Source organism: Rahnella ecdela (assembly GCF_019049625.1).
Lineage (GTDB): Bacteria > Pseudomonadota > Gammaproteobacteria > Enterobacterales > Enterobacteriaceae > Rahnella > Rahnella ecdela.
Map to the genome: position 1 here is coordinate 76,863 of NZ_JAFMOY010000114.1, position 20,128 is coordinate 96,990.

The window sequence follows — 20,128 nt, forward strand, 5'->3', positions numbered from 1 at the left end:
GAGCGAACTATGCCCGCCGTACAATTTATCAATGTTTCCCGAATATTCGGGGAAACTAAAGCCGTCGATAATGTGTCGATCGATATTCAGGACGGCGAGTTCTTTTCGATGCTCGGGCCTTCGGGCTCGGGGAAAACCACCTGCCTGCGCCTGATTGCCGGGTTTGAAACGCTGTCATCCGGTTCCATCCGCATTCATGGTAAAGAGGCCACAAAGCTCGCGCCGTATGAGCGGGATGTGAATACCGTCTTTCAGGATTATGCGCTGTTTCCGCATATGACCGTGCTGGAGAACGTCGCGTATGGCCTGATGGTGAAAGGCGTGGGCAAAAAGGAGCGCAATATCCGCGCGATGGGAGCCCTTGAGCGGGTGGCGCTCGGGTTTACTGCGGCACGCAAGCCGGCATTTTTATCCGGCGGTCAGCGTCAGCGCGTGGCTCTGGCGCGGGCGCTGGTCAATCAGCCCAGCGTTTTGCTGCTTGATGAACCACTCGGTGCGCTCGATCTCAAACTGCGGGAGCAGATGCAGGGGGAGCTGAAAAAACTGCAACGCGAACTGGGTATTACCTTTATTTTCGTCACTCACGATCAGAGTGAAGCGTTGTCGATGTCAGACCGCGTGGCGGTGTTTAATAACGGGCGCATCGAGCAGGTGGATTCACCGCGCGAGCTGTACCTCAATCCGCGCACGGCGTTTGTCGCGCAGTTTGTCGGTACAGCCAATGTGCTCAATTCAGATCTCTCCCTCAGGCTCACCGGGCTTTCCGGCAGCCGTTCGATTCGTCCTGAACATATCCGCCTGACACCACAACCCCAAGCCGACAGCAATGTCGTGCAGGTCAGCGCTATTCTGAAAGATATCCATTTTCAGGGAGCGGCGACGCGCTACGAACTGGCGCTGGACGGCGGCGAGCGGCTGTTTGTCAGTGAACCGAATAATCTGGCGGCCAGCCAGCAAACGCGCTTCCAGACCGGCCAGCCGGTGGTGGCATGCTGGGATCGTGACGCTATGGTGGCGCTGCTTGAGGGTTAAACGATGGATATCAGTATGACTCCTTATGAGAAGCGGGCGCGGCGTGGCCGGGCGCTGATCACCTTTCTGCATCATCGCCCCGGATTTTATCTGGCGCTGCTGCTGGTTCCGCCACTGTTGTGGTTCGGTGCCATCTATTTAGGCTCACTGTTTGCGCTGCTGTGGCAGGGTTTGTATACCTTCGACGATTTCACCATGACGGTGTCGTCGACGCTGACCACCGCAAATCTGCGCGCGCTGTTCGATCCGGTGAACGCTGACATCATTATCCGCACGGTGAGTATGGCGCTGCTGGTGTCGTTTTTCAGCGCGGTGCTGGCGTTTCCGATCGCTTATTACATGGCGCGCTACATTACGGGCAAGAAAAAAGCCTTCTTCTATGTCGCGATCATGTTGCCGATGTGGGCGAGTTACATCGTCAAAGCCTATGCGTGGACGTTGCTGCTTTCCAAAGGCGGCGTGCTGCAATGGTTCCTGGAACATCTCGGGCTGGAACCGCTGCTCGCGGCGATGCTGAGTTTGCCGGGCATCGGCGGCAATACGCTGTCAACGTCGGGGATTGGTCGCTTCTGGGTGTTCGTCTACATCTGGCTGCCGTTCATGATATTGCCGATTCAGGCGGCGCTGGAACGTCTGCCACCGTCGCTGATCCAGGCATCTGAAGACTTAGGCGCAAAACCCTGGCAGACGCTGCGTTATGTCATCTTTCCGCTGTCGGTGCCGGGCATTGCGGCCGGTTCGATTTTCACCTTCTCCCTGACGCTTGGCGATTACATCATCCCGCAATTGGTGGGGCCTCCGGGGTATTACATCGGCAATATGGTGTATTCCCAGCAGGGGTCGATTGGCAACATGCCGATGGCGGCGGCGTTCACGCTGGTGCCGATTGTGCTGATTGCTGTTTATCTGTCGATGGTTAAACGACTGGGAGCTTTCGATGCACTCTAAACGCGCACCCTGGTTACTCAAACTTTCCGCGTGGGGCGGGCTGGTATTCCTGCATTTCCCGCTGCTCATCATCGCGGTATACGCCTTTAACACTGAAGACGCGGCGTTCAGTTTTCCGCCGAAAGGCTTCACGCTGCACTGGTTTGCGGTGGCGGCCGGACGGCATGACATCCTCGACGCCATCTGGCTTTCGGTGCAAATCGCCTGTTACGCCACGGTGATTGCGATGGTGCTCGGCACGCTGGCGGCAGCGGCATTGTACCGGCGCAATTTCTACGGCAAAAACAGCATCACTTTACTGTTCATGCTGCCGATTGCCTTACCGGGGATCATCACCGGTCTGGCGCTGCTTAACGCATTTCATGCGGCGCAAATCGAGCCGGGCATGCTGACCATCGTTATCGGTCACGCCACGTTCTGCATGGTGATTGTTTATAACAACGTGATCGCGCGGTTCCGGCGCATCACCCACAGCCTGATTGAAGCCTCGATGGATTTAGGCGCGGACGGCTGGCAGACCTTCCGCTACATCATTTTACCCAACCTCAGCACTGCGCTACTGGCGGGCGGAATGCTGGCGTTTGCGCTGTCTTTCGACGAAATCATCGTCACTACGTTCACCGCCGGACACGAGCGCACGCTGCCTATCTGGCTGCTCAATCAGCTGGGACGTCCGCGCGAAGTACCGGTCACTAACGTGGTAGCGCTGTGCCTGATGGTACTGACCATGATCCCGATCCTGGGCGCGTGGTATCTGACAAGAAACGGGTCTGATGTGGCCGGTGACGGCAAATAATAAGGAAAAATAATGCAAACGAATATGCTGATTAATGGTGAGCTGGTTGCCGGAGAAGGGACGTCGTTGCCGGTTTACAACCCGCATAACGGGCAGGAAATTGTGCGTCTGGCGCAGGCCAGCGAGCAGCAGACCAAACAGGCCGTCGATCAGGCGCATCGCGCTTTTACCGACTGGGGACAGACCACGCCGAAAACCCGTTCCGAACTTTTGCTGGCGCTGGCTGACCGCATCGAAGCTAACGCCGAAGCGCTCGCGCAACTCGAATCGCTGAACTGCGGCAAACCTCTTCATCTGGCGCTGGGGGATGAAATCCCGGCGGTAGCCGATGTATTTCGCTACTTTGCCGGTGCCAGCCGCTGTCTGAACGGGCTGGCCAGCGGCGAGTATCTGACCGGACATACTTCGATGATCCGCCGTGATCCGCTGGGGGTGATTGCCTCTATCGCGCCGTGGAATTACCCGCTGATGATGGCCGCCTGGAAAATTGCTCCGGCGCTGGCGGCGGGCAACTGCGTGGTGATTAAGCCTTCCGAGATCACACCGCTGACGGCGCTGAAACTGGGCGAACTGGCGCAGGATTTATTCCCGGCAGGTGTGCTGAATGTGTTGTTCGGCGACGGACAGACAGTCGGTAATGCGCTGACGCATCACGATAAAGTGCGGATGATCTCCCTGACCGGCTCAGTCGCCACTGGCGAGAAAATTGTCGCGCAGGCCACCAGCGGCATCAAACGCACGCATATGGAACTTGGCGGCAAAGCGCCGGTGATTGTATTCGATGACGCGGATATCGGTCAGGTGGTGGAAGGCGTGCGCACGTTCGGTTTCTACAATGCCGGACAAGACTGCACCGCAGCCTGCCGACTCTACGTACAAAAAGGCGTGTACGCGCAACTGGTGAAAGCGCTGGGCGAGGCGGTTTCAACGATTAAACTCGGAACGGACGAAAACGCAGAGATGGGACCGTTAGTCTCTGCGGCGCATTTAGAACGTGTGGAAGGTTTCGTGCAACGCGCCAAACAGCAGGCGCATATTCAGGTTGTCACCGGCGGTGAACGCGTGCGCGGCGAAGGCTACTATTTTCAGCCTACCGTGCTGGCCGGTGCGCGTCAGGAAGATGAAATCGTACAGCGTGAAGTATTCGGCCCGGTGGTCAGCATCACCGAATTCGACACTGAAGAACAGGTTCTCGATTGGGCCAACGAGTCAAACTACGGGCTGGCCTCATCCGTCTGGACGCAGAACATCGGTCGCGCCCATCGCCTCAGCGCCCGCCTGCAATACGGCTGTACCTGGGTGAACACGCACTTCATGCTGGTCAGCGAGATGCCGCACGGCGGACAAAAACAATCCGGCTATGGCAAAGATATGTCGATGTACGGGCTGGAAGATTACACGGCTATCCGGCACGTGATGATAAAACACTGAATACAACAATGATAACAGCAGGGAATTTTCCATTCCCTGCTGATCGAAAATCAGAACTCTTTATTCCGCAGTGGTCGAGGCAATCTTTTTCCGGGCGATATCAATAAATAAAATGCTGGCTGCAAAGGATATTCCCGCCCCAGTTATAATAGTGAGCAAATATGAAGTGAGATAATTATATTCTTTATCAATTAATGTCAGCTGCTCTGAAATTAAATCAATATTGTCAATGACATATCCCCTGGCGAAATACAGGCCACACCAGAAAGCGCTGAAACCAATTAAGCACGTATAACAGACGTAGCTGAATTTTCTGTCAATGTATTCGAGATAAAACTTAGGATCGGAGTAAGCCATTTTAAGCAGGCCTAAAAAACAGCCCAGATAAATACCGATCAACCACTTCATGATGTCCCAGTTCATACAACTCTCTGAATGCAGCCGCTGCCGGCGTTGATGTATAAAAACGAAAACGATGCCCGCAAGACTTCATAATGAAGTATGAGCACCGCCACTAAAACCTTAATGATTTGTTTTTACTCGACTTTTATCTGAAATGACGCGCCGTATCATCACACTCCGCCCACATTCTGGCAAGAATGATGACATTGTACGGTCAGTCAGTTCTGAAGGAATACAGGGGTGGATATTGGATGAAAACAGAAAGGCTGGCGAATGCCGCACCAGCCTCACAAGGGCTATCAGATCTTTTTCGCCAGCAGTGTCGCAAAACGGAGTTTATAACGGTCACCATTTTCGTCACGTTTATGCAATTCGCCGACGTCTTCGTTGTACTTCACGATTTCCCAGCCACGGTAATAATCACGTAATTCTTCCGGCTGGAAGGTGAACGGGAAGGGCAACTGACACGGATAATCGGGACTGTCCATCGCGGCGACAATCAGGTTATAGCCTCCGGTTTTCGTTGCAGCGTGCATGTCTTTAATAATGTGCGGGATGCTGTCACGTTGCAGGAACATCATCACCACCGTTGAAAAGATAAAATCGTATTCGCCGGTAAAACGGTGCGTGTTCAGATCCTGCTCGCTGATGTCGATATTTTGCAGGGATTCTGCGGCAATAATCTCATGCACTTTTGCGACGCTCATCGCATTGTTGTCCCAGCCGGTGACATCAAAGCCTTTCAGGTTGAGATACAGTGAGTTACGTCCGCTGCCACAACCTAAATCCAGCGCTTTACCCGGCTTAACATATTTTACCGCGTTGAGAATTTCGGAATGGGTACGGGTCAGACCGTATTTTTCGGTGTAATAGTCTTCTGGTGCGAGTTGCTGTGTCATTCGCTGGTTTCCTGAAAAGTGAATCGTATACCCGCGATTATCCTCTAAAATAGGGTGTGCGCACCATGACTCTTAGTGGGGTCAGCGCCATGCACCCTCTGGTCATTGATATAAGGAGATAACATGTCTGGCCCGTCACCCGATAACAAGCATCCGATGGAGGGGTTTCCTCAGGTCTGCTTCATCAAGAACACCGTCAGCAATCCCAATATTATTATTGGCGACTACACCTACTATGACGACCCGGTCGATTCAGAAGATTTCGAGCGCAATGTGCTTTATCACTTTCCGTTTATTGGCGATAAGCTGGTGATTGGAAAGTTCTGTGCGCTGGCCCGCGGAGTGAAATTCATCATGAACGGGGCCAATCACAAGCTGTCTGGCATTTCGACTTATCCGTTTCAGATTTTTGGCAACGGTTGGGAAAAGGTGATGCCCGCCGCAGAAGACCTGCCTTATAAAGGCGATACGGTGATCGGAAATGATGTCTGGATTGGCTATGAAGCCTTGTTTATGCCGGGCGTTCAGGTCGGGAACGGCGCCATTGTTTCGTCGAAATCGGTGGTCACCGGCGATGTTCCGGCGTATGCCATTGTGGGAGGCAATCCGGCTAAAGTCATCCGGCACCGATTCGACCCTGAGACCATCGCCTGCCTGGAGCAGATTGCCTGGTGGAACTGGCCAGCAGATAAAATTTCCAAAAATCTGGCGTTGATAACCGCAGGCGACGTTGACGCGCTGGCCGCCTGCGGATTTTGACGATCAGCGGGTTGTGCGGTGATCTGTCTGCCGGTAAAGGTAACTGCCTACGCCATGTACCGGATCACCTTCAAAACCGACTTTTTGCATGCCGATTTTCTCTAGCACGCGCTGCGAAGCCAGATGGTTTTCGCGCACGGTGGCGGAGATCCGATCAATGCCCAGTTTCTCAAAACCGGCATTCAGCGATGCGCTGGCAAATTCCGTTGCCAGCCCTTTTCCCCAGGCGCCGGTCGCAAAACGATAGCCAAGAAACACCCGGTGATTTTCGTAGCCTTCACGAACGCCCAATCCACCAAAACCTATAATTTCCTCAGGCTTGTGACTACGTGTTATCGCCCAATGGCCGAAGCCGTGATCCGGCCATGCCTGTAACCAACCGTTCAGTTTTTCCTGCGCCGCCGCCATATCTTTGAGCGGACCGCGCGGATTAAACAGGTTAGTTTGCGGATCGCCGTAAATTGCAAAAAGAGAAAAGATATCTTCAGCCTCAACAGGCCGCAACAGCAACCGCGATGTTTCAAGGATCATAGTCAGTGTTTTCCTTCTGTTAGCTGTTGTAGAGCTTAGTCTGAGCGGGAAACTGTGCCAATATATCTGCCACTGGAAAAGAAATCAGTCACCAAACGTAATGTAATACAGCGTCAACATGTCGATGAAATCGCATTCCATCGACATGTTGGCGCGATATGTTTATATCATCGACACATCGTTCAGACCTGTCGATGGAAATGGCCGGGCAGGCCGCATTCTCAAAATTATCTCCTATTGATTATTCAGATGATGCTCACTCCGCCATCTGTTTTTGCAAAAAATCAATAAACCGTCTTACCTTCTCCGGCACATGACGGGTGTTGGGATACAGCGCGAAAATGCCCTGAGGTGGGAAACGGTGATCGGGCAGCAAATGGCATAAACGCTGTGCGTCGATTTCCGGTTGCACCAGCCAGTCCGGCAGCAGGGCGACACCCGCTCCCGCAAGCGCGAAAGCTAACAACGCCGACGCGCTGTCGGCGGTCACGGCCGTAGGCGAAGCAACTCGAAAGGGGATCTTTTCTCCACGGGTATTGGTCACCGGCCAGCTCATCGGCAGCGGCAGACGGCTGTGGGCAATCCATGAGGCCTGAGCCAGCTGTTCCGGCGTTTGAATATTTCCCGAACGCTGCAAGTACGCCGCCGAGGCCACCGGCAGGATTTCAAAATTTCCCAGCGTGGCGGCATGATGGCTGGAATCGGCTAACTGTCCGAGGCGGATCGCCAGATCAAAGCGTCCGGCAATCAGGTCATCGTGATTAGAAGAGGCAACGTGCTGAATACGCAGTTGCGGATGCAGTGCGGAAAACGCCGCCAGCGCCGGAACCACCACGCGCGCACCGTATTCTGGCGTGCTGGTGATGCGCAACTGTCCGCTCAGGCCGCCGTGATCGCGGCGCACATCGTCCAGCACCGCTTCGGCTTCCTGCAATAAATCCTGGCAACGCTGATAAAAGCGTTCGCCCGATTCAGTCAGCGCCAGCCGTCGTGTGCTGCGTGTCAGCAACGCGACGCCGGTTTCGCTTTCCAGCTGTTTGACGTTGAAACTGACGACTGCTTTGGTCAGCCCGAGCAAAGCCGCCGCGCCGGTAAAGCTGCCTGCGTTAACCACCGCAACGAAAATCTCCAGCCGCTGTAAATTCAGCATTTTCTGCGTCCTGATTGTCAAAATTATTTTGACAGTGTAACTGCTCCGCGCCCGTTTATCCCTGAGAAGTTCTCCGCTACATTGCCTGCCTTAACGAATTGTGGATGAGTGCAGATGAGTTACAGGGCGCGGGTTGCCGCAGTATATTTGCTCGGTTTTTTCGTTGATCTGATCAACATGTTTATCGCCAACGTGGCGTATCCCGGTATTGCACGGCAGTTTACTGCGCCGGTCAGCGCGCTGGCGTGGGTCAGCACGGGATATATTCTCGGGCTGACGCTGGTCATCCCGCTCAGCCGCGGTCTGGCCGGGCGCTTCGGCGCGCGACGGGTGTTTATTTTGTCACTGACGATATTTATGTTCGCCTCACTCGGTGCGGCCAGCGCCACAAATCTGACCACGCTGATTGGCTGGCGCATTGTGCAGGGGCTGGGCGGCGGATTGCTGATCCCGCTCGGTCAGACGCTGACGTATGCGCTTTACCGCAGCCATGAGCGCGCCAGACTGTCGGCGGTGATCATGCTGGTGGGGCTGCTGGCACCGGCACTTTCTCCGGCCATCGGCGGCATTATCGTGGACAGTTTCAGCTGGCGCTGGGTATTTGTTGCCAGCCTGCCTCTGGCGCTGCTGGCCTGGGTTCTGGCGTTTTGCTGGCTGCCACAAACCCCGCGGGAACCGGCAGAAAGGTTCGATGTGAAGGGATTTGCGCTGCTCAACGGCGGGCTGGCGCTGGTGTTATGGGGGCTGACGTCTCTGGGTGAAAGCCGCGAATGGCTGAGCGGTGGCGCATTATTGCTGGCGGGCGCAGGGCTCATGACGATGTTTGTGCGGATATCGCAAAAAAGCACGCGGCCTTTGCTGGAGCTGACGTTAATGAAAGATCCGCTGTTGCGCACCGGCATGCTGGTTTATCAATGCATTCCCGGCGTGTTTACCGGCGTCAGCCTGATTGCCATGCTGTATCTGCAAAATGAACATCACTTTTCGGCGGCGCAGTCGGGCGGGCTGATGTTGCCGTGGTCGCTGGCATCGTTTGCCGCCATCAGTTTTACCGGCAAAATGTTTAACCGCATCGGGCCGCGGGCGCTCTTTATTCCGGGCTGCCTGATCCAGGGCGCAGGTATTGGCTTGCTGGCGCTGCTCAGCGGGTTTCCCGCACAGCCTTGGCAGGCGGTCGCCGCGTTCACGCTGATGGGAGCGGGCAGCAGTTTGTGCAGCAGCACGGCGCAAAGTGGCGCGTTCTTACATGTTCAGACACAGAAACTGGCGGATGCCAGTGCGCTCTGGAACATCAACCGCCAGCTGAGTTTTTGTCTTGGCGTGACGCTGGTCAGCGTGATGCTCAATATTTTGCAGATTTACGCCCCGCAATCGGCCTTCCGCCTGGCGTTCATTTTTGCCGCCGCCAGCGTTATTGTTCCGGTCATGCTGTGCCTGCGGTTGCCGGGCCGTGAAATTGTGCAGGAACTCAATCAACAGAGTCGTTAACAGGAAAGAAAATGAATCGTTTTGTGAAAGAAGTGTTTGATGCGCATGTGTTAATTCAGCGCTGGTTTTCTGATGCGCAAGCGGCTGAACAAACGTGTGACGATCTGCTGGCGCGGTTTAGTCCGGCCTATTCGATGGTAACGATCACCGGTCACCGGCTGGACTATCCGGGCTTGCGTGCTTTTTTCCGGGCGCAGCGAGGCGCGAAAAGCGGGCTGAATATTGAAGTCGAAAAGCCGGTGGTGATTACTGAGAGTGAAAAAGGTGCGGTCGTCGCGTATCAGGAACGCCAGCAGTTGCCCGGCCAGCCGGAAACGCTGCGTTATTCCACGGTGGTATTCGAGGTGGGCGCACAAGGGAAAATTCTGTGGCGCCATTTGCATGAAACCCCCGCCGCCTGAGCACGCATATAAAAACGGCCTTCCGCGAGGAAAGCCGTTTGAGCCTGCAAGACTGATTACTTCGTCAGGGTTTTTCTGACTTCGCTGACGTCTTTCGCCGTGACTGCCGGTGCGTTGTTGCCCCAGCCCTGACGGATGAAGGTCGACAATTGCGCCGCTTCTTCGTCAGTCAGACGGTTTGCAAAGCCCGGCATCGCCAGTGTGGACGGTGCGCGTGCGGTGGACGGTTGCTGTGCGCCCGCGAGGATGGTGTGGATCAACCCGGTCGGGTCTTTCGCATTCACAATCGTTGCCTGATCCAGCTGCGGGAACACGCCCGGTGCGCCTTTGCCGGTCACAAAGTGGCAGGCTCCGCAGTTATCCAGATACAAACGCTCGCCTTCGCTGAGGTTTTTCGCCGCGGTCAGTTTGGCTTCGGTCGCGCTGGCTTTTTGCGTGTCCTCTGCCGGAACCGGCGGGTTGCCACCCAGGAATTTGATGTACGCCGCGATGGCTTTGAGGTCATCATCGGTCATGTGAGCGGTACTGTTTTCCACCACAGACGTCATTTCGCCGCCCACCGCCGCTTTGTCATTACGTCCTTTGCGCAGATAATCGACGATTTCCTGCTCATTCCAGTGCGCGACGCCGCGCAGGGAAGGCACATCCCAGTTATTCAGGCTGCCGCCCGCCAGGAAATCAGAGTCGCTGCTGTCGAGCGCTTTTTCGTTCATGCCGAAACCGCGCGGTGTATGGCAGCTGCCACAGTGACCGAGACTCTCCACCAGATACGCGCCCCGGTTGACCTGCTCAGAAGCGCCGCCGATGGGCTGGAAGGGCTTATCAGACGCGAACGCCCAGTTCCAGAAACGCATCCCCCAGCGCTGGCTGAACGGGAAACTCAGATCCGTTTCCGGCGGTTGTTCCGCGCTCGGTTTTACGCCCTGCATAAAGTAAACGTAGAGCGCATGCATATCTTCATCATTGATTTTGGCGTAATCCGGATAAGGCATCGCCGGATATAAACGGGTACCGTCCGGCAGAACACCTTTTCGCACCGCATCGGAGAACTGCGCTTCGGTGTAACCACCAATGCCATGGTCCTTATCCGGTGTGATGTTGGTCGAATAAATAGTGCCCAGATTCGAATTGATCGCCAGTCCGCCGGAAAACGCCGGTTTTCCCGCCACCGTATGACACGCGCCGCAGTCGCCCAGACGCGCCACATATTCACCCTGTTTGATCAGCGCTGCGTTGTCAGGCTGTACATTCGTGTCTGCCTGCGCATTCGCCATAAAACCCGCACCGAGCAGCAAGGCGTTAGCGATAAATAAACTTTTGAGTTTCATCCTGTTCATCTCCGCTTATGCCTGAACCAGTGGACCAGGGTTTTTCAGGTACTGATCTTTAATCGCCTGCGCCGCCATCAGGGTAATCGCGCCGATGGTATCGGTCGGGTTAGCCTGGAAGTTTTGCGGGAACGCGTTTCCTCCCGGCACAAAGACGTTATGCACATCCCAGCTTTGCAGGAACTTGTTCAGCGCCGAGGTTTTCGGGTTATCGCCCATCACCGCACCGCCCACGTTGTGCGTGGAAACGTACTTGGTCAGGTCAAAGTGCGCGTCCATCGGCAGGAAGCTTTCGCTGTAGCTGTCCGGGTTCAGCTCTTTGGTGATATTGCCGACGATGCCTTTCAGGTATTGCTGCAATTTGAGCTCGTTCTGTTTCCAGTCGAAAGTCATGCGCAGCAGCGGATAGCCATATTCATCTTTGTAGTTCGGATCAAGATCCAGATAAATGTCGCGATACGACTGGCAGGTGGTGGTGATGCTGATTTTCATCGAATGGCCGTACCATTCTTCCATCCCTTCTTTCCAGCCTGTGCCCCACGCAGGCGTGCCTTTTGGCAGCGAGGTGCTGATTGGCGTGCCGGTGGCCTGAGAACTGTGGATTTTCGCGCCGCCGATGAACCCTAAAGAAGGGCCATCAAAGTTGCCCGGAGAGATGTCGTTAAACATCTGGCCGGTGGCGCCCGCGGTGGCGAACGGGTTGAAGTTTTTATCTTTGAAAAACAGCGTCGAGCCGCCGTTGCTCAGGAACGCGTAGTTACGGCCAATCACGCCTTCTTCGGTGATCGGGTTGTATGGTTTGCCGATGCCGGACAGCAGCATCAGGCGCACGTTACAGAACTGGAAGCTACTCAGTACCACGATTTTTGCCGGCTGGAAGCATTCGTTGCCGTCTGCATCCATGTAGATCACGCCTTTGGCGGTTTTCTTATCATCGTGCAACTCGACTTTCAGCACGTTGGCGTGGACTTCATAGGAGAAGTTATCCATGCGTTTCAGTGCGTCCATTACGGCAGTTTGCGGCGAGGCTTTCGAGTAGTTCAGGCACGGATATTTACTGCAATAACCGCAGTAGTTACAGGGTGCGATCTGGTTGCCATACGGGTTGGTCCAGGCGCGGGACACGCAGGCAGACGGGTTCGGGAACGGGTGATAGCCCATCTTTTTGGTGACTTCGGCAAACATGCTACTGTTGAGCGTATCTTCCAGCGCTGGCAGCGGATACGGCTCGGAACGCGGCCCTTCGAACGGGTCACCGCCTTCCATAATCTGGCCGCGCAGGTTGCCGGTTTTGCCGGACTGGCCGCAGATGTGCTCAAACTTGGTGTAATACGGCTCGATTTCATCCCAGGTGAACGGGAAATCCATGATCCGCATGTCTTCCTGCAAGATACCCGGCTTGTACGCTTCATCGGCGTAAGTTTTGAGTTTTAAATCGGTTGGCGTCGGGCGGATCAGAACCGCCGTCCAGTGCAGACCGGAACCGCCCACGCCCGTACCCGGCGCAAACGCGCCCCATTTACGGGTGGGCAGGGCGGTTTCACTCATGTTGTATCGCACGGTGACCGCCGCTTCAGCCGGGGTCGCCATGACTTTGTTGCGCACCGCGTAGGCGTACTCGTCCGCCGGTTTCGGGTATGCAAATTCTTCGTAGCCGCGATCGCCGCCGCGTTCGAGCGCGCGAACGGTCAGGCCTGCCATTGCCAGCTCGATACTCATCAGCGAGCCAGCCCAGCCGAGGCCGACGACAACGACGTCGACTTCTGGTTTCGTTACTTTTGCCATCTTAAATCCTGTCAGTCATCAGAAAAGGGGAATAGGGCGAGGCACTCAGGCACGCGCGCCCTGCAGGCTCACAGGCCCCAGCGGATACGGGACGTTGTGCTGCTTAACCCATTCGGTGAAACTGGCACGTGCGCCGGGGAATCCGATGGCAATCCACGCCTTCATCCCTTTGTTTCCGCCATAGATCGGATCTGCCAGATAACCGTGTTTGGTATCTGAAAGCAGCTCGCTGAAGAATTGCGAAGCGACGAGATTTTCTTCGCCTGCATCCGCAAATTTGATGCCGTTTTTCTGAAGCTGTGTCAGAACGTCGTCTTTGTCCTGATCGTTCAGCTCATGGAAGGCTTTCTGATGATTTTGCTGACACCAGCTGTTCGCGATGCGAATGCCGGTTTTGTAGATTTGCTGCGGACGGAAAGGGATCTGATATCCCATCGTCGCCGGAGCATGCACGTTGAACGGGCCCTGCATGTAAATTTCTTCACCGAAATCGCCGTGCATTTGCTGATCGATAAAAATCGGCACGTTGGTTTCCAGCGCGCCCGGCGCTTTGCCTTTACCGCCTGCGGGGATCAGACGGTCAGCAGCGGCCATAATAAACTGCCACTCCTCGGCGCTGAAAAAGATCGGTTTATAATCGAGTAAATCCGGAGCCGCCATTTCCGCAGCTTGTGCCGCTGACAGTCCTTTCATCATGATGGTGCCGACAGGCAACGCCATCAGCGACCCAAGTAAAAACTTGCGACGGGTTGTTTTTTTTTGAAGGAGCATAGAATTACGACTCTCACATGCCTGATGTTAAGTTTGGGTTAATTATTATTATTTTTGGGTACAAATTTATAATATCACCGCTACATCCAAAATAAATGAATAAATTCCATAGGGAATGTGTGGTGGGCAATATCTGCGAGGAGGTAAGACATAGGATTGAATTTAAAATCATTATAAAACAATGCTATGCGTTTGTCACTCTCCGGAATTATTCTCCATGAAATTAGCATTGAATATCAAAGTGACGTTTAAATTCTCAGGAGTGGATTTAGTAAAATATAATACCATGAGGAAAGCTTCTGTTATTTGTTGTTTGAAATGTTAGTTAACATTCACAACAAATAAGAATGAATTCCAATTAGGTTGATATCTCTTTGCGGCACAAAAGTGAAGTTGAAATAAGCAACAAGTAAACCCTCTCCTTGGAAAAGAGAGGGTGAGGAGGATTAATGACAACTTCCCATATCACGCTCGCCTCGATATTGCTGGGGGGCGGCTCCCACACCGATTCCCTACTCAGATACTCAAACCGGGCGTTCTTGGTCAGTGGGCGATAATTTGTAATCATCCTGATCATATTGCCCCCTTTTGGGTGGGAGTAATTCAGAAAGCAATATTGTGAGAGAGTTAAAAGGCATCAGAAAATGATCCTTTGCCCTGTAATTTAAAAGTGGGGTGAGTTTTTGCTCTGTAAAATGGCTTCCCATTGTGGGTCCCCGCACAGTAGGGGGCCTGGTGACGGGATGGATCCCGACGAAACGATGGAAACCGCTCTGTAACGCGTAATCTGGGAAGAACGAGGAGCGGAGCTGATTCAATGATGTTTGGCCTTGGGTTTTTCATGATGATAAAGGACTCAAACGTATCAGGACGGCAAGGCCGAAGAAAATCACATGATTTATCTAACATGTAATGGCGTTAGTGCCAATCGAACCATGATGTTTAGCGAAGGATTTCAAGCAATTATCTGGGTGGTACCCAAACAATGAAAAGTAGGGACTCACGTGAGGCCAGCCGGATCATTTTAATTGAAAAGGGGATCATTTAATGGGCTATCTCCGACTTATTGCAAAGGGATAGCCACTGACTAATGAAATTATTAACCATTCTCTTACGGGGTTATGTTCGATAAGCTGTTGGCTGTGAAACTGAGAAGGTCCCTGTCCGCTTTCACAAAGCCGGCACAACTCCTTTAGTGGCATCTCAGACAGCCTCATTTGGGTCAGGCTCTTGTTAGATAGCAATGCTTGCCCTGCGTTTGCCGATATGACGATGTTTATTTTCAAATAGAGTAGGCCCGCAGAAATGGATCGCGAGTCTAGGATTTGTAACACGTGCATCTACCGCTAACCCCGTGTTTAACTCCATTAGAGACTCAGGGGGGCAAAATGATACCTGAGATCACTGCGTTTTAACGTTATGGAAAACCCGCACAATGTTAATGAAACACCCTTCACGTCGCGTCGCCATTTTTGCTGCGGTGATGCTTACAGTTCTTATCACCGTCTCCTTGTTGTTCCTGCGCAGCGCGCCAGTCCCGGAGTATGTCACGGCTCCGGTACGTAAAGGGGATATTGAAAATTCCGTACTGGCTACCGGGCGAATCGATGCGATTGAGCGCGTTAATGTCGGTGCTCAGGTCTCAGGCCAGGTAAAATCACTGAAAGTGAAGCCTGGCGATCGAGTTACTAAAGGGCAGCCGATAGCAGACATTGACGATGTGCCGCAGCGTAATGATTTGCGCACCGCCGAAGCCGCACTCAACGTGGTCAAAGCCGATCTGCAAGCCAAGCAGGCGCTCTTAAAACAGGCTGAACTCCGTTTCAAACGGCAGCGGCAGATGCTTAACCAAGAAGCCAGCTCACGTGAAGATTTTGAGTCCGCAGAAGCCACGCTGGCGACCACGCGTGCGGAGCTACTGTCACTCAATGCGCGCCTGGTGCAGGCGCAGATCGAGGTGGATAAGAAAAAGGTCGACCTGAGCTACACACGTGTCGTCGCGCCGATGGATGGCATCGTTATCGCAGTGGTGACCCAGCAAGGGCAGACGGTGAACTCCAGCCAAAGTGCACCGACGATTATCAAGCTTGCCCGACTGGATGTGATGACCATTAAGGCGCAGATCTCTGAGGCCGATATCACCCGTATTTTTATTGGCCAAAAAGCGCGCTTCACCATTTTCTCGGAACCGGACAAAGAGTATGACGCGATACTGCGCACCGTTGAACTGGCGCCGGAATCGGTAATGAAAGACGACACCCTTTCCAGCAGCGGTTCGGCATCAGGCTCAGGTACCTCGAATGCGTCCGTCTACTACAACGCGCTTCTGGACGTGCCCAATCCGGAAAACCGGCTGCGAATTGCCATGACTGCTCAGGTCACGCTGCTTGCCGGCGAAGGTAAAAATACGCTTCTGGTGCCCATTCAGGCGGTGCATAAAGCAGACGGGAATGAGCAGCAGGTGCAGATTTTGACAAATAACGGCAAGCTTGAAACCCGACAGGTAAAAACCGGAATAACCAACAGCGTGGATATTGAGATCCTTGATGGCGTTCAAGTCGGGGAAAAGGTGGTGCTGTCGCAGCCAGGTGAAAAAGCACCCGGGGAAGGGTTCGTGCTGTGAGTAATATTATTGAGCTTAACGGTATTAACCGTACCTACCGTAATGGTGGCCAGACGCTTACCGTCCTCAAAGAGGTGAGTCTGACGATCGCAGCAGGTGAACTGGTGGCGATTATCGGCGCCTCGGGGTCGGGTAAATCGACCCTGATGAACATAATGGGTTGCCTTGATGTCCCCGACAGCGGGGATTATTACATTGGCGGGCAAAATGCCGCAAAGCTTTCACCGGATGAGCTTGCAAGAATACGCCGGGAACATATCGGTTTTATCTTCCAGCGCTATCATTTGATGCCAGACCTCAGCGCACTGGGCAATGTTGAGATCCCTGCCATTTACGCCAACAGCGGACGTGACCAGCGTCGGCTGCGAGCCGCAGCACTGCTGGGCAGGCTGGGGCTGGAAGGGCGGGAGCATCATAAACCCGGTGAACTTTCCGGCGGTCAGCAACAGCGCGTCAGTATTGCCCGCTCGCTGATTAATGGCGGAGAGATCATTCTGGCGGACGAACCGACCGGTGCGCTGGATTCACAGTCAGGGCAGGAAGTGCTGGCCATCCTCAGCGAACTTCACCAGCGGGGTCATACCGTGGTGATAGTGACCCACGATATGAAGGTGGCGCAACATGCTCAGCGGATTATCGAACTGCGCGACGGCGAAATTATCTCAGACAGCGGCAGTCGCTTGACCACTACGGAAAAACTGCCGCCTCCCAACAGGACCCGGCAAAGTCGTTGGCAAAGTTTTCTCGATCGTACACGTGAATCGCTGGGAATGGCGCTGAAAGCGATGAACGCACATCGTTTACGCACAACCTTGACCATGACCGGAATTATTTTCGGCATCGCTGCCGTGGTCACAGTGGTGGCGCTCGGTGAAGGCGCGAAGCAGCGGACGCTGGAGAATATTAAAGATCTGGGCACCAACGTGGTGAGCATTTACCCCGGGAGCGATTTCTTCGACGACAGCGCCGAAAGCATTCGTACTCTGGTGCCTGCAGATGCTGCAGCACTGGCGAAGCAGGGGTTTATCGACAGCGTAAGCCCGGAAGTCAGTGTCTCAGACACCATTCGTTTTCGCGGAAAATCCGCAACCGCCTCAATCAATGGCGTTGGGCGAGATCACTTCCGCGTTAATGGCATCGAGATTTTGCAGGGGGCAACGTTCAGGGACGATCGTAACGCCCTGCAGGAAGTGATCATCGATGAAAACGCCCGCATAGCGTTATTTGATGAGGCGGGGTTAAAGGCGCTGGGGCAAATTGTATTCCTCGGTTCCGTTCCTGCTCGCGTTGTGGGCATCGCTAAGAGCAATAACCGTAGTTATGCACCTAACCGTATTACCGTGTGGATGCCCTACAGTACAGTAATGTACCGAATGGCAGGTACACCGGTACTGACCAGCATCAGCGTCCGGCTGAAGGACAATGTGGCTAACGAGGCCGCTGTCAGTGCGATATCTCAGCTGTTGACTCAGCGTCACCGCGTAAAAGACTTCCAGCTTTATAATTTTGAACAGATAAGAAAATCTATCGAAAGTACTTCGATGACGTTCAGCATTTTGATTCTTATGGTTGCCTGCATATCACTGATGATCGGCAGCATTGGGGTGATGAACATCATGCTGGTGTCCGTTACCGAACGTACCCATGAAATCGGCGTGCGCATGGCGGTGGGAGCGCGTCGAAGCGATATCATGCAGCAATTTATGATTGAAGCCGTCTTGGTGTGCCTGATGGGAGGGGCATTAGGTATCGCGCTGTCGTATGCCGCGGGCGCTCTGTTCACCGCGCTGGCAGGCGGAATGTTTACCGCCATCTATTCCTGGCAGGCTGCTGCTGTCGCATTTGTCTGTTCAACAATCATTGGCATGATCTTCGGTTATCTCCCCGCCCGCAAGGCGGCAAGGATGGATCCGGTTGCTTCACTGGCCAGCGAGTAACCTATGAAAATATTATCACCTTTGACTTTATGCCTTGCCGCCACGCTCTGCGCAGGCTGCGCAAACTTACTCAAAAGCGACTATCACGCGCCTGCCGTGGAGTATCCGGCCAGCTGGTATCACGATGATGCCGACGGGGAACCCGCGCCATTTGACTGGAACGCGTTTAATGACCCTCTGCTAGATAGCTGGTTACGCCAGGTGATGGCAAGCAATAATGACGTGGCTTTAGCCGTGTTACGGCTGTACCGGGCAAGGCTTGACGCGGAAAGAGTGGGCATTGCAAGCGATCCAGGGTTAAAAGGGACGCTGGGCGTGGACAGCAGAAAACCACTTACCGGCTCATCAGGCTGGGAAAAGGGCAGCTCCGCCACCTTGAATACCAGTTTTGAACTAGATCTGTGGGGCAAAATGGCCCGGCAGCGCGATGCCGCGGTTTGGGCAAGTCAGGCCACAGAAGAGGATCTGCGCGCAGCACGCCTAACCTTGCTCTCAGAGGCCAGTGTCAACTACTGGCGCATTGGTTTTATTAACCAACAGATAAGCGTCCTTCAGCAGAGCATCGATTACGCAAAAGAAACGCTACGCCTGGCGAAGGCTCGATACCAGGCGGGTGGCGCTTCATCACTTGATGTCGTTGACGCCCGGCAAAGCTTACTGACCCAGGAAAACAGACTCACCGCGCTGCAGCGTGAACGCCTTCAGGCGTTGAATCAGCAGGCAGTATTGCTGGGGACCGCACCAGGCCGTCCCGTGGCTGAACCCATGACGCTGCCCAAAGGGGGAATGCCCCCGGTTAATGCGAATATTCCGGCCAGCGTGCTGAGACACCGACCCGATATCAGTGCTAAAGAGTGGCGGGTGCGTGAAGCCTTGGCCACGGTTGATATCAGGCGCACCGAATTCTATCCCGCATTCAGTCTGACCGGTTCTCTGGGTACCAGCAGCAGCTCGCTGATGGCGTTCCTGCAAAATCCTGTCGGTTCCGTTGGCGCCAACCTGACACTGCCGTTTCTCGAGTGGAGGCAACAGGGCGTGGATGTAAAAATTGCCCGCAACGACTACGAACAGCGATTACTGGAGTTTAAGCAGTCGCTTTATAAAGCGATGAGCAGTATTGAAGACGAGCTGTCCCTGCGTAACCAGTTACTGGCGCAGGAAAAAAGGCTGCATGAAGGACTTGAACTGGCAAGGGAGTCTGAGCGACTGAACGAAGTGCGTTATCGCCAGGGCGCTGTGCCTGTCTCATTCTGGCTTGATGCTCAGGAGAAGCGCCGCCAGGCGGAGCTATCACTGGATGAAAACCGCTTTGATCAGTTCCAAACTCTGGCGAAAATCTATCTGGAATTCGGGGGTTCGGCGACGTTCCCATAAATACGGATAACTCATTGCATAATAGGATGAAACCTATCTCCCTGGGTATATCCATCCTAATAAAGATATCGTCAGCTTGGAGGCGTGCTTTTTAGCGCACTGTGACACCTCTGAGTGGAGTGAAAGTGCTTTTGGCAAATGCACAGATCAAATCGCCTTTCATATGGGCACGGAGTACCCGATTTCTCCTTTAACCCTTTCTCCCATCTCTTGTTACTGGAAGGTTCACCTGCAACAAGCGAGCAGCGGACAACCGCATAATGGCTGGATAAGTCTGCGGGACTAGCAAAGATACAGCTCACGGGATGACAGTGTAGATACAGTCAGAGTTAATGCGGCAATGATCTGAGTGGGCCCCATGAAAAGCCAGACAGTAGAAGTCTCTTAACTTAAGAGATAGGCTTGGATATATGTCTAACACTAACGCTAATTTTGAGATGACTGGAATACTGTTAGGGCAAGAAGCCCGTCGG

At 53.9% G+C, this 20,128-nt stretch carries 17 protein-coding genes; 10 read left to right on the forward strand and 7 right to left on the reverse strand.

The features are described 5' to 3' along the window. Nucleotides 1–9: 9 nt before the first annotated feature. From J1784_RS06055 to J1784_RS06070, 4 genes are read left to right on the forward strand one after another with little or no spacing between them, the layout of a single operon-like run. A complete protein-coding gene (locus J1784_RS06055; RefSeq protein WP_217148444.1) occupies nucleotides 10–1,032 on the forward strand; it encodes an ABC transporter ATP-binding protein in 1,023 nt (340 codons plus the stop codon). Between the two features lie 15 nt (nucleotides 1,033–1,047). After that, nucleotides 1,048–1,980 carry an ABC transporter permease gene (locus tag J1784_RS06060; protein ID WP_208645994.1) on the forward strand — a complete coding sequence of 311 codons (933 nt, stop codon included), beginning with the start codon at nucleotides 1,048–1,050 and terminating at the stop codon, nucleotides 1,978–1,980. Further along, nucleotides 1,970–2,776, forward strand: coding sequence for an ABC transporter permease (locus J1784_RS06065; RefSeq protein WP_120508624.1), 807 nt, complete (start codon nucleotides 1,970–1,972; stop codon nucleotides 2,774–2,776). The genes J1784_RS06060 and J1784_RS06065 overlap by 11 nt, the downstream gene beginning before the upstream one ends. Nucleotides 2,777–2,788: 12 nt before the next feature. Then, on the forward strand, nucleotides 2,789–4,207 hold the full coding sequence (locus tag J1784_RS06070) for a gamma-aminobutyraldehyde dehydrogenase (RefSeq protein WP_120508625.1): 1,419 nt from the start codon (nucleotides 2,789–2,791) through the stop codon (nucleotides 4,205–4,207). Between the two features lie 60 nt (nucleotides 4,208–4,267). Here J1784_RS06070 and J1784_RS06075 read toward each other — a convergent pair whose 3' ends face one another. Together J1784_RS06075 and tehB are read right to left on the reverse strand one after the other, a co-directional pair. Then, nucleotides 4,268–4,630 carry a hypothetical protein gene (locus J1784_RS06075; protein ID WP_120508626.1) on the reverse strand — a complete coding sequence of 121 codons (363 nt, stop codon included), beginning with the start codon at nucleotides 4,628–4,630 and terminating at the stop codon, nucleotides 4,268–4,270. Between the two features lie 278 nt (nucleotides 4,631–4,908). Beyond that, nucleotides 4,909–5,508: a tellurite resistance methyltransferase TehB gene (gene tehB, locus J1784_RS06080; protein WP_120508627.1), complete on the reverse strand. Its 600-nt coding sequence runs from the start codon at nucleotides 5,506–5,508 to the stop codon at nucleotides 4,909–4,911. Between the two features lie 123 nt (nucleotides 5,509–5,631). On the opposite strand from tehB, the gene J1784_RS06085 reads away from it, so the two are divergent. Next, the gene (locus J1784_RS06085; protein ID WP_217148445.1) at nucleotides 5,632–6,267 is read left to right on the forward strand and encodes a Vat family streptogramin A O-acetyltransferase; all 636 of its coding nucleotides are present in this window, start codon (nucleotides 5,632–5,634) and stop codon (nucleotides 6,265–6,267) included. 3 nt (nucleotides 6,268–6,270) lie between these two features. Here J1784_RS06085 and J1784_RS06090 read toward each other — a convergent pair whose 3' ends face one another. After that, the gene (locus J1784_RS06090) at nucleotides 6,271–6,798 is read right to left on the reverse strand and encodes a GNAT family N-acetyltransferase (protein ID WP_120508629.1); all 528 of its coding nucleotides are present in this window, start codon (nucleotides 6,796–6,798) and stop codon (nucleotides 6,271–6,273) included. A gap of 256 nt (nucleotides 6,799–7,054) precedes the next feature. Next, nucleotides 7,055–7,948 (reverse strand): LysR family transcriptional regulator, encoded by an 894-nt coding sequence (locus tag J1784_RS06095; protein ID WP_217148446.1) that lies wholly within the window; start codon nucleotides 7,946–7,948, stop codon nucleotides 7,055–7,057. A 114-nt stretch (nucleotides 7,949–8,062) separates the two neighbouring features. Here J1784_RS06095 and J1784_RS06100 point away from each other — a divergent pair, with 114 nt between their 5' ends. Both J1784_RS06100 and J1784_RS06105 read left to right on the forward strand, forming a co-directional pair. Continuing rightward, entirely contained in the window at nucleotides 8,063–9,436 is a 1,374-nt protein-coding gene (locus J1784_RS06100; RefSeq protein ID WP_217148447.1) for an MFS transporter, read from the forward strand. 11 nt (nucleotides 9,437–9,447) lie between these two features. Further along, complete coding sequence (locus tag J1784_RS06105; protein WP_217148448.1) at nucleotides 9,448–9,837, forward strand: DUF4440 domain-containing protein; 390 nt, start codon at nucleotides 9,448–9,450, stop codon at nucleotides 9,835–9,837. Between the two features lie 56 nt (nucleotides 9,838–9,893). On the opposite strand, the gene J1784_RS06110 is transcribed toward J1784_RS06105, so the two are convergent. Genes J1784_RS06110 through J1784_RS06120 form a run of 3 tightly spaced genes read right to left on the reverse strand, consistent with a single transcriptional unit; the run spans nucleotide 9,894 to nucleotide 13,721 of the window. Continuing rightward, a complete protein-coding gene (locus J1784_RS06110) occupies nucleotides 9,894–11,165 on the reverse strand; it encodes a c-type cytochrome (RefSeq protein ID WP_420803956.1) in 1,272 nt (423 codons plus the stop codon). 15 nt (nucleotides 11,166–11,180) lie between these two features. Beyond that, nucleotides 11,181–12,950: a GMC family oxidoreductase gene (locus J1784_RS06115; RefSeq protein ID WP_095925350.1), complete on the reverse strand. Its 1,770-nt coding sequence runs from the start codon at nucleotides 12,948–12,950 to the stop codon at nucleotides 11,181–11,183. Between the two features lie 45 nt (nucleotides 12,951–12,995). Next, nucleotides 12,996–13,721: a gluconate 2-dehydrogenase subunit 3 family protein gene (locus J1784_RS06120; RefSeq protein ID WP_119825913.1), complete on the reverse strand. Its 726-nt coding sequence runs from the start codon at nucleotides 13,719–13,721 to the stop codon at nucleotides 12,996–12,998. 1,435 nt (nucleotides 13,722–15,156) lie between these two features. Here J1784_RS06120 and etsA point away from each other — a divergent pair. From etsA to etsC, 3 genes are read left to right on the forward strand one after another with little or no spacing between them, the layout of a single operon-like run. Beyond that, nucleotides 15,157–16,344: a macrolide efflux RND transporter periplasmic adaptor subunit EtsA gene (gene etsA / locus J1784_RS06125; RefSeq protein ID WP_217148450.1), complete on the forward strand. Its 1,188-nt coding sequence runs from the start codon at nucleotides 15,157–15,159 to the stop codon at nucleotides 16,342–16,344. Then, the gene (locus J1784_RS06130; protein ID WP_217148451.1) at nucleotides 16,341–18,281 is read left to right on the forward strand and encodes a MacB family efflux pump subunit; all 1,941 of its coding nucleotides are present in this window, start codon (nucleotides 16,341–16,343) and stop codon (nucleotides 18,279–18,281) included. The genes etsA and J1784_RS06130 overlap by 4 nt, the downstream gene beginning before the upstream one ends. A 3-nt stretch (nucleotides 18,282–18,284) precedes the next feature. After that, nucleotides 18,285–19,655: a macrolide efflux RND transporter outer membrane subunit EtsC gene (gene etsC / locus J1784_RS06135; protein ID WP_217148452.1), complete on the forward strand. Its 1,371-nt coding sequence runs from the start codon at nucleotides 18,285–18,287 to the stop codon at nucleotides 19,653–19,655. Nucleotides 19,656–20,128: the final 473 nt, after the last annotated feature.

Coding starts and splice junctions, on each gene's coding strand:
- J1784_RS06055 (WP_217148444.1), top strand. CDS start 10: ATGCCCGCCGTACAATTTATCAATGTTTCCCGAATATTCGGGGAAACT.
- J1784_RS06060 (WP_208645994.1), top strand. CDS start 1,048: ATGACTCCTTATGAGAAGCGGGCGCGGCGTGGCCGGGCGCTGATCACC.
- J1784_RS06065 (WP_120508624.1), top strand. CDS start 1,970: ATGCACTCTAAACGCGCACCCTGGTTACTCAAACTTTCCGCGTGGGGC.
- J1784_RS06070 (WP_120508625.1), top strand. CDS start 2,789: ATGCAAACGAATATGCTGATTAATGGTGAGCTGGTTGCCGGAGAAGGG.
- J1784_RS06075 (WP_120508626.1), bottom strand. CDS start 4,630: ATGAACTGGGACATCATGAAGTGGTTGATCGGTATTTATCTGGGCTGT.
- tehB (WP_120508627.1), bottom strand. CDS start 5,508: ATGACACAGCAACTCGCACCAGAAGACTATTACACCGAAAAATACGGT.
- J1784_RS06085 (WP_217148445.1), top strand. CDS start 5,632: ATGTCTGGCCCGTCACCCGATAACAAGCATCCGATGGAGGGGTTTCCT.
- J1784_RS06090 (WP_120508629.1), bottom strand. CDS start 6,798: ATGATCCTTGAAACATCGCGGTTGCTGTTGCGGCCTGTTGAGGCTGAA.
- J1784_RS06095 (WP_217148446.1), bottom strand. CDS start 7,948: ATGCTGAATTTACAGCGGCTGGAGATTTTCGTTGCGGTGGTTAACGCA.
- J1784_RS06100 (WP_217148447.1), top strand. CDS start 8,063: ATGAGTTACAGGGCGCGGGTTGCCGCAGTATATTTGCTCGGTTTTTTC.
- J1784_RS06105 (WP_217148448.1), top strand. CDS start 9,448: ATGAATCGTTTTGTGAAAGAAGTGTTTGATGCGCATGTGTTAATTCAG.
- J1784_RS06110 (WP_420803956.1), bottom strand. CDS start 11,165: ATGAAACTCAAAAGTTTATTTATCGCTAACGCCTTGCTGCTCGGTGCG.
- J1784_RS06115 (WP_095925350.1), bottom strand. CDS start 12,950: ATGGCAAAAGTAACGAAACCAGAAGTCGACGTCGTTGTCGTCGGCCTC.
- J1784_RS06120 (WP_119825913.1), bottom strand. CDS start 13,721: ATGCTCCTTCAAAAAAAAACAACCCGTCGCAAGTTTTTACTTGGGTCG.
- etsA (WP_217148450.1), top strand. CDS start 15,157: ATGTTAATGAAACACCCTTCACGTCGCGTCGCCATTTTTGCTGCGGTG.
- etsC (WP_217148452.1), top strand. CDS start 18,285: ATGAAAATATTATCACCTTTGACTTTATGCCTTGCCGCCACGCTCTGC.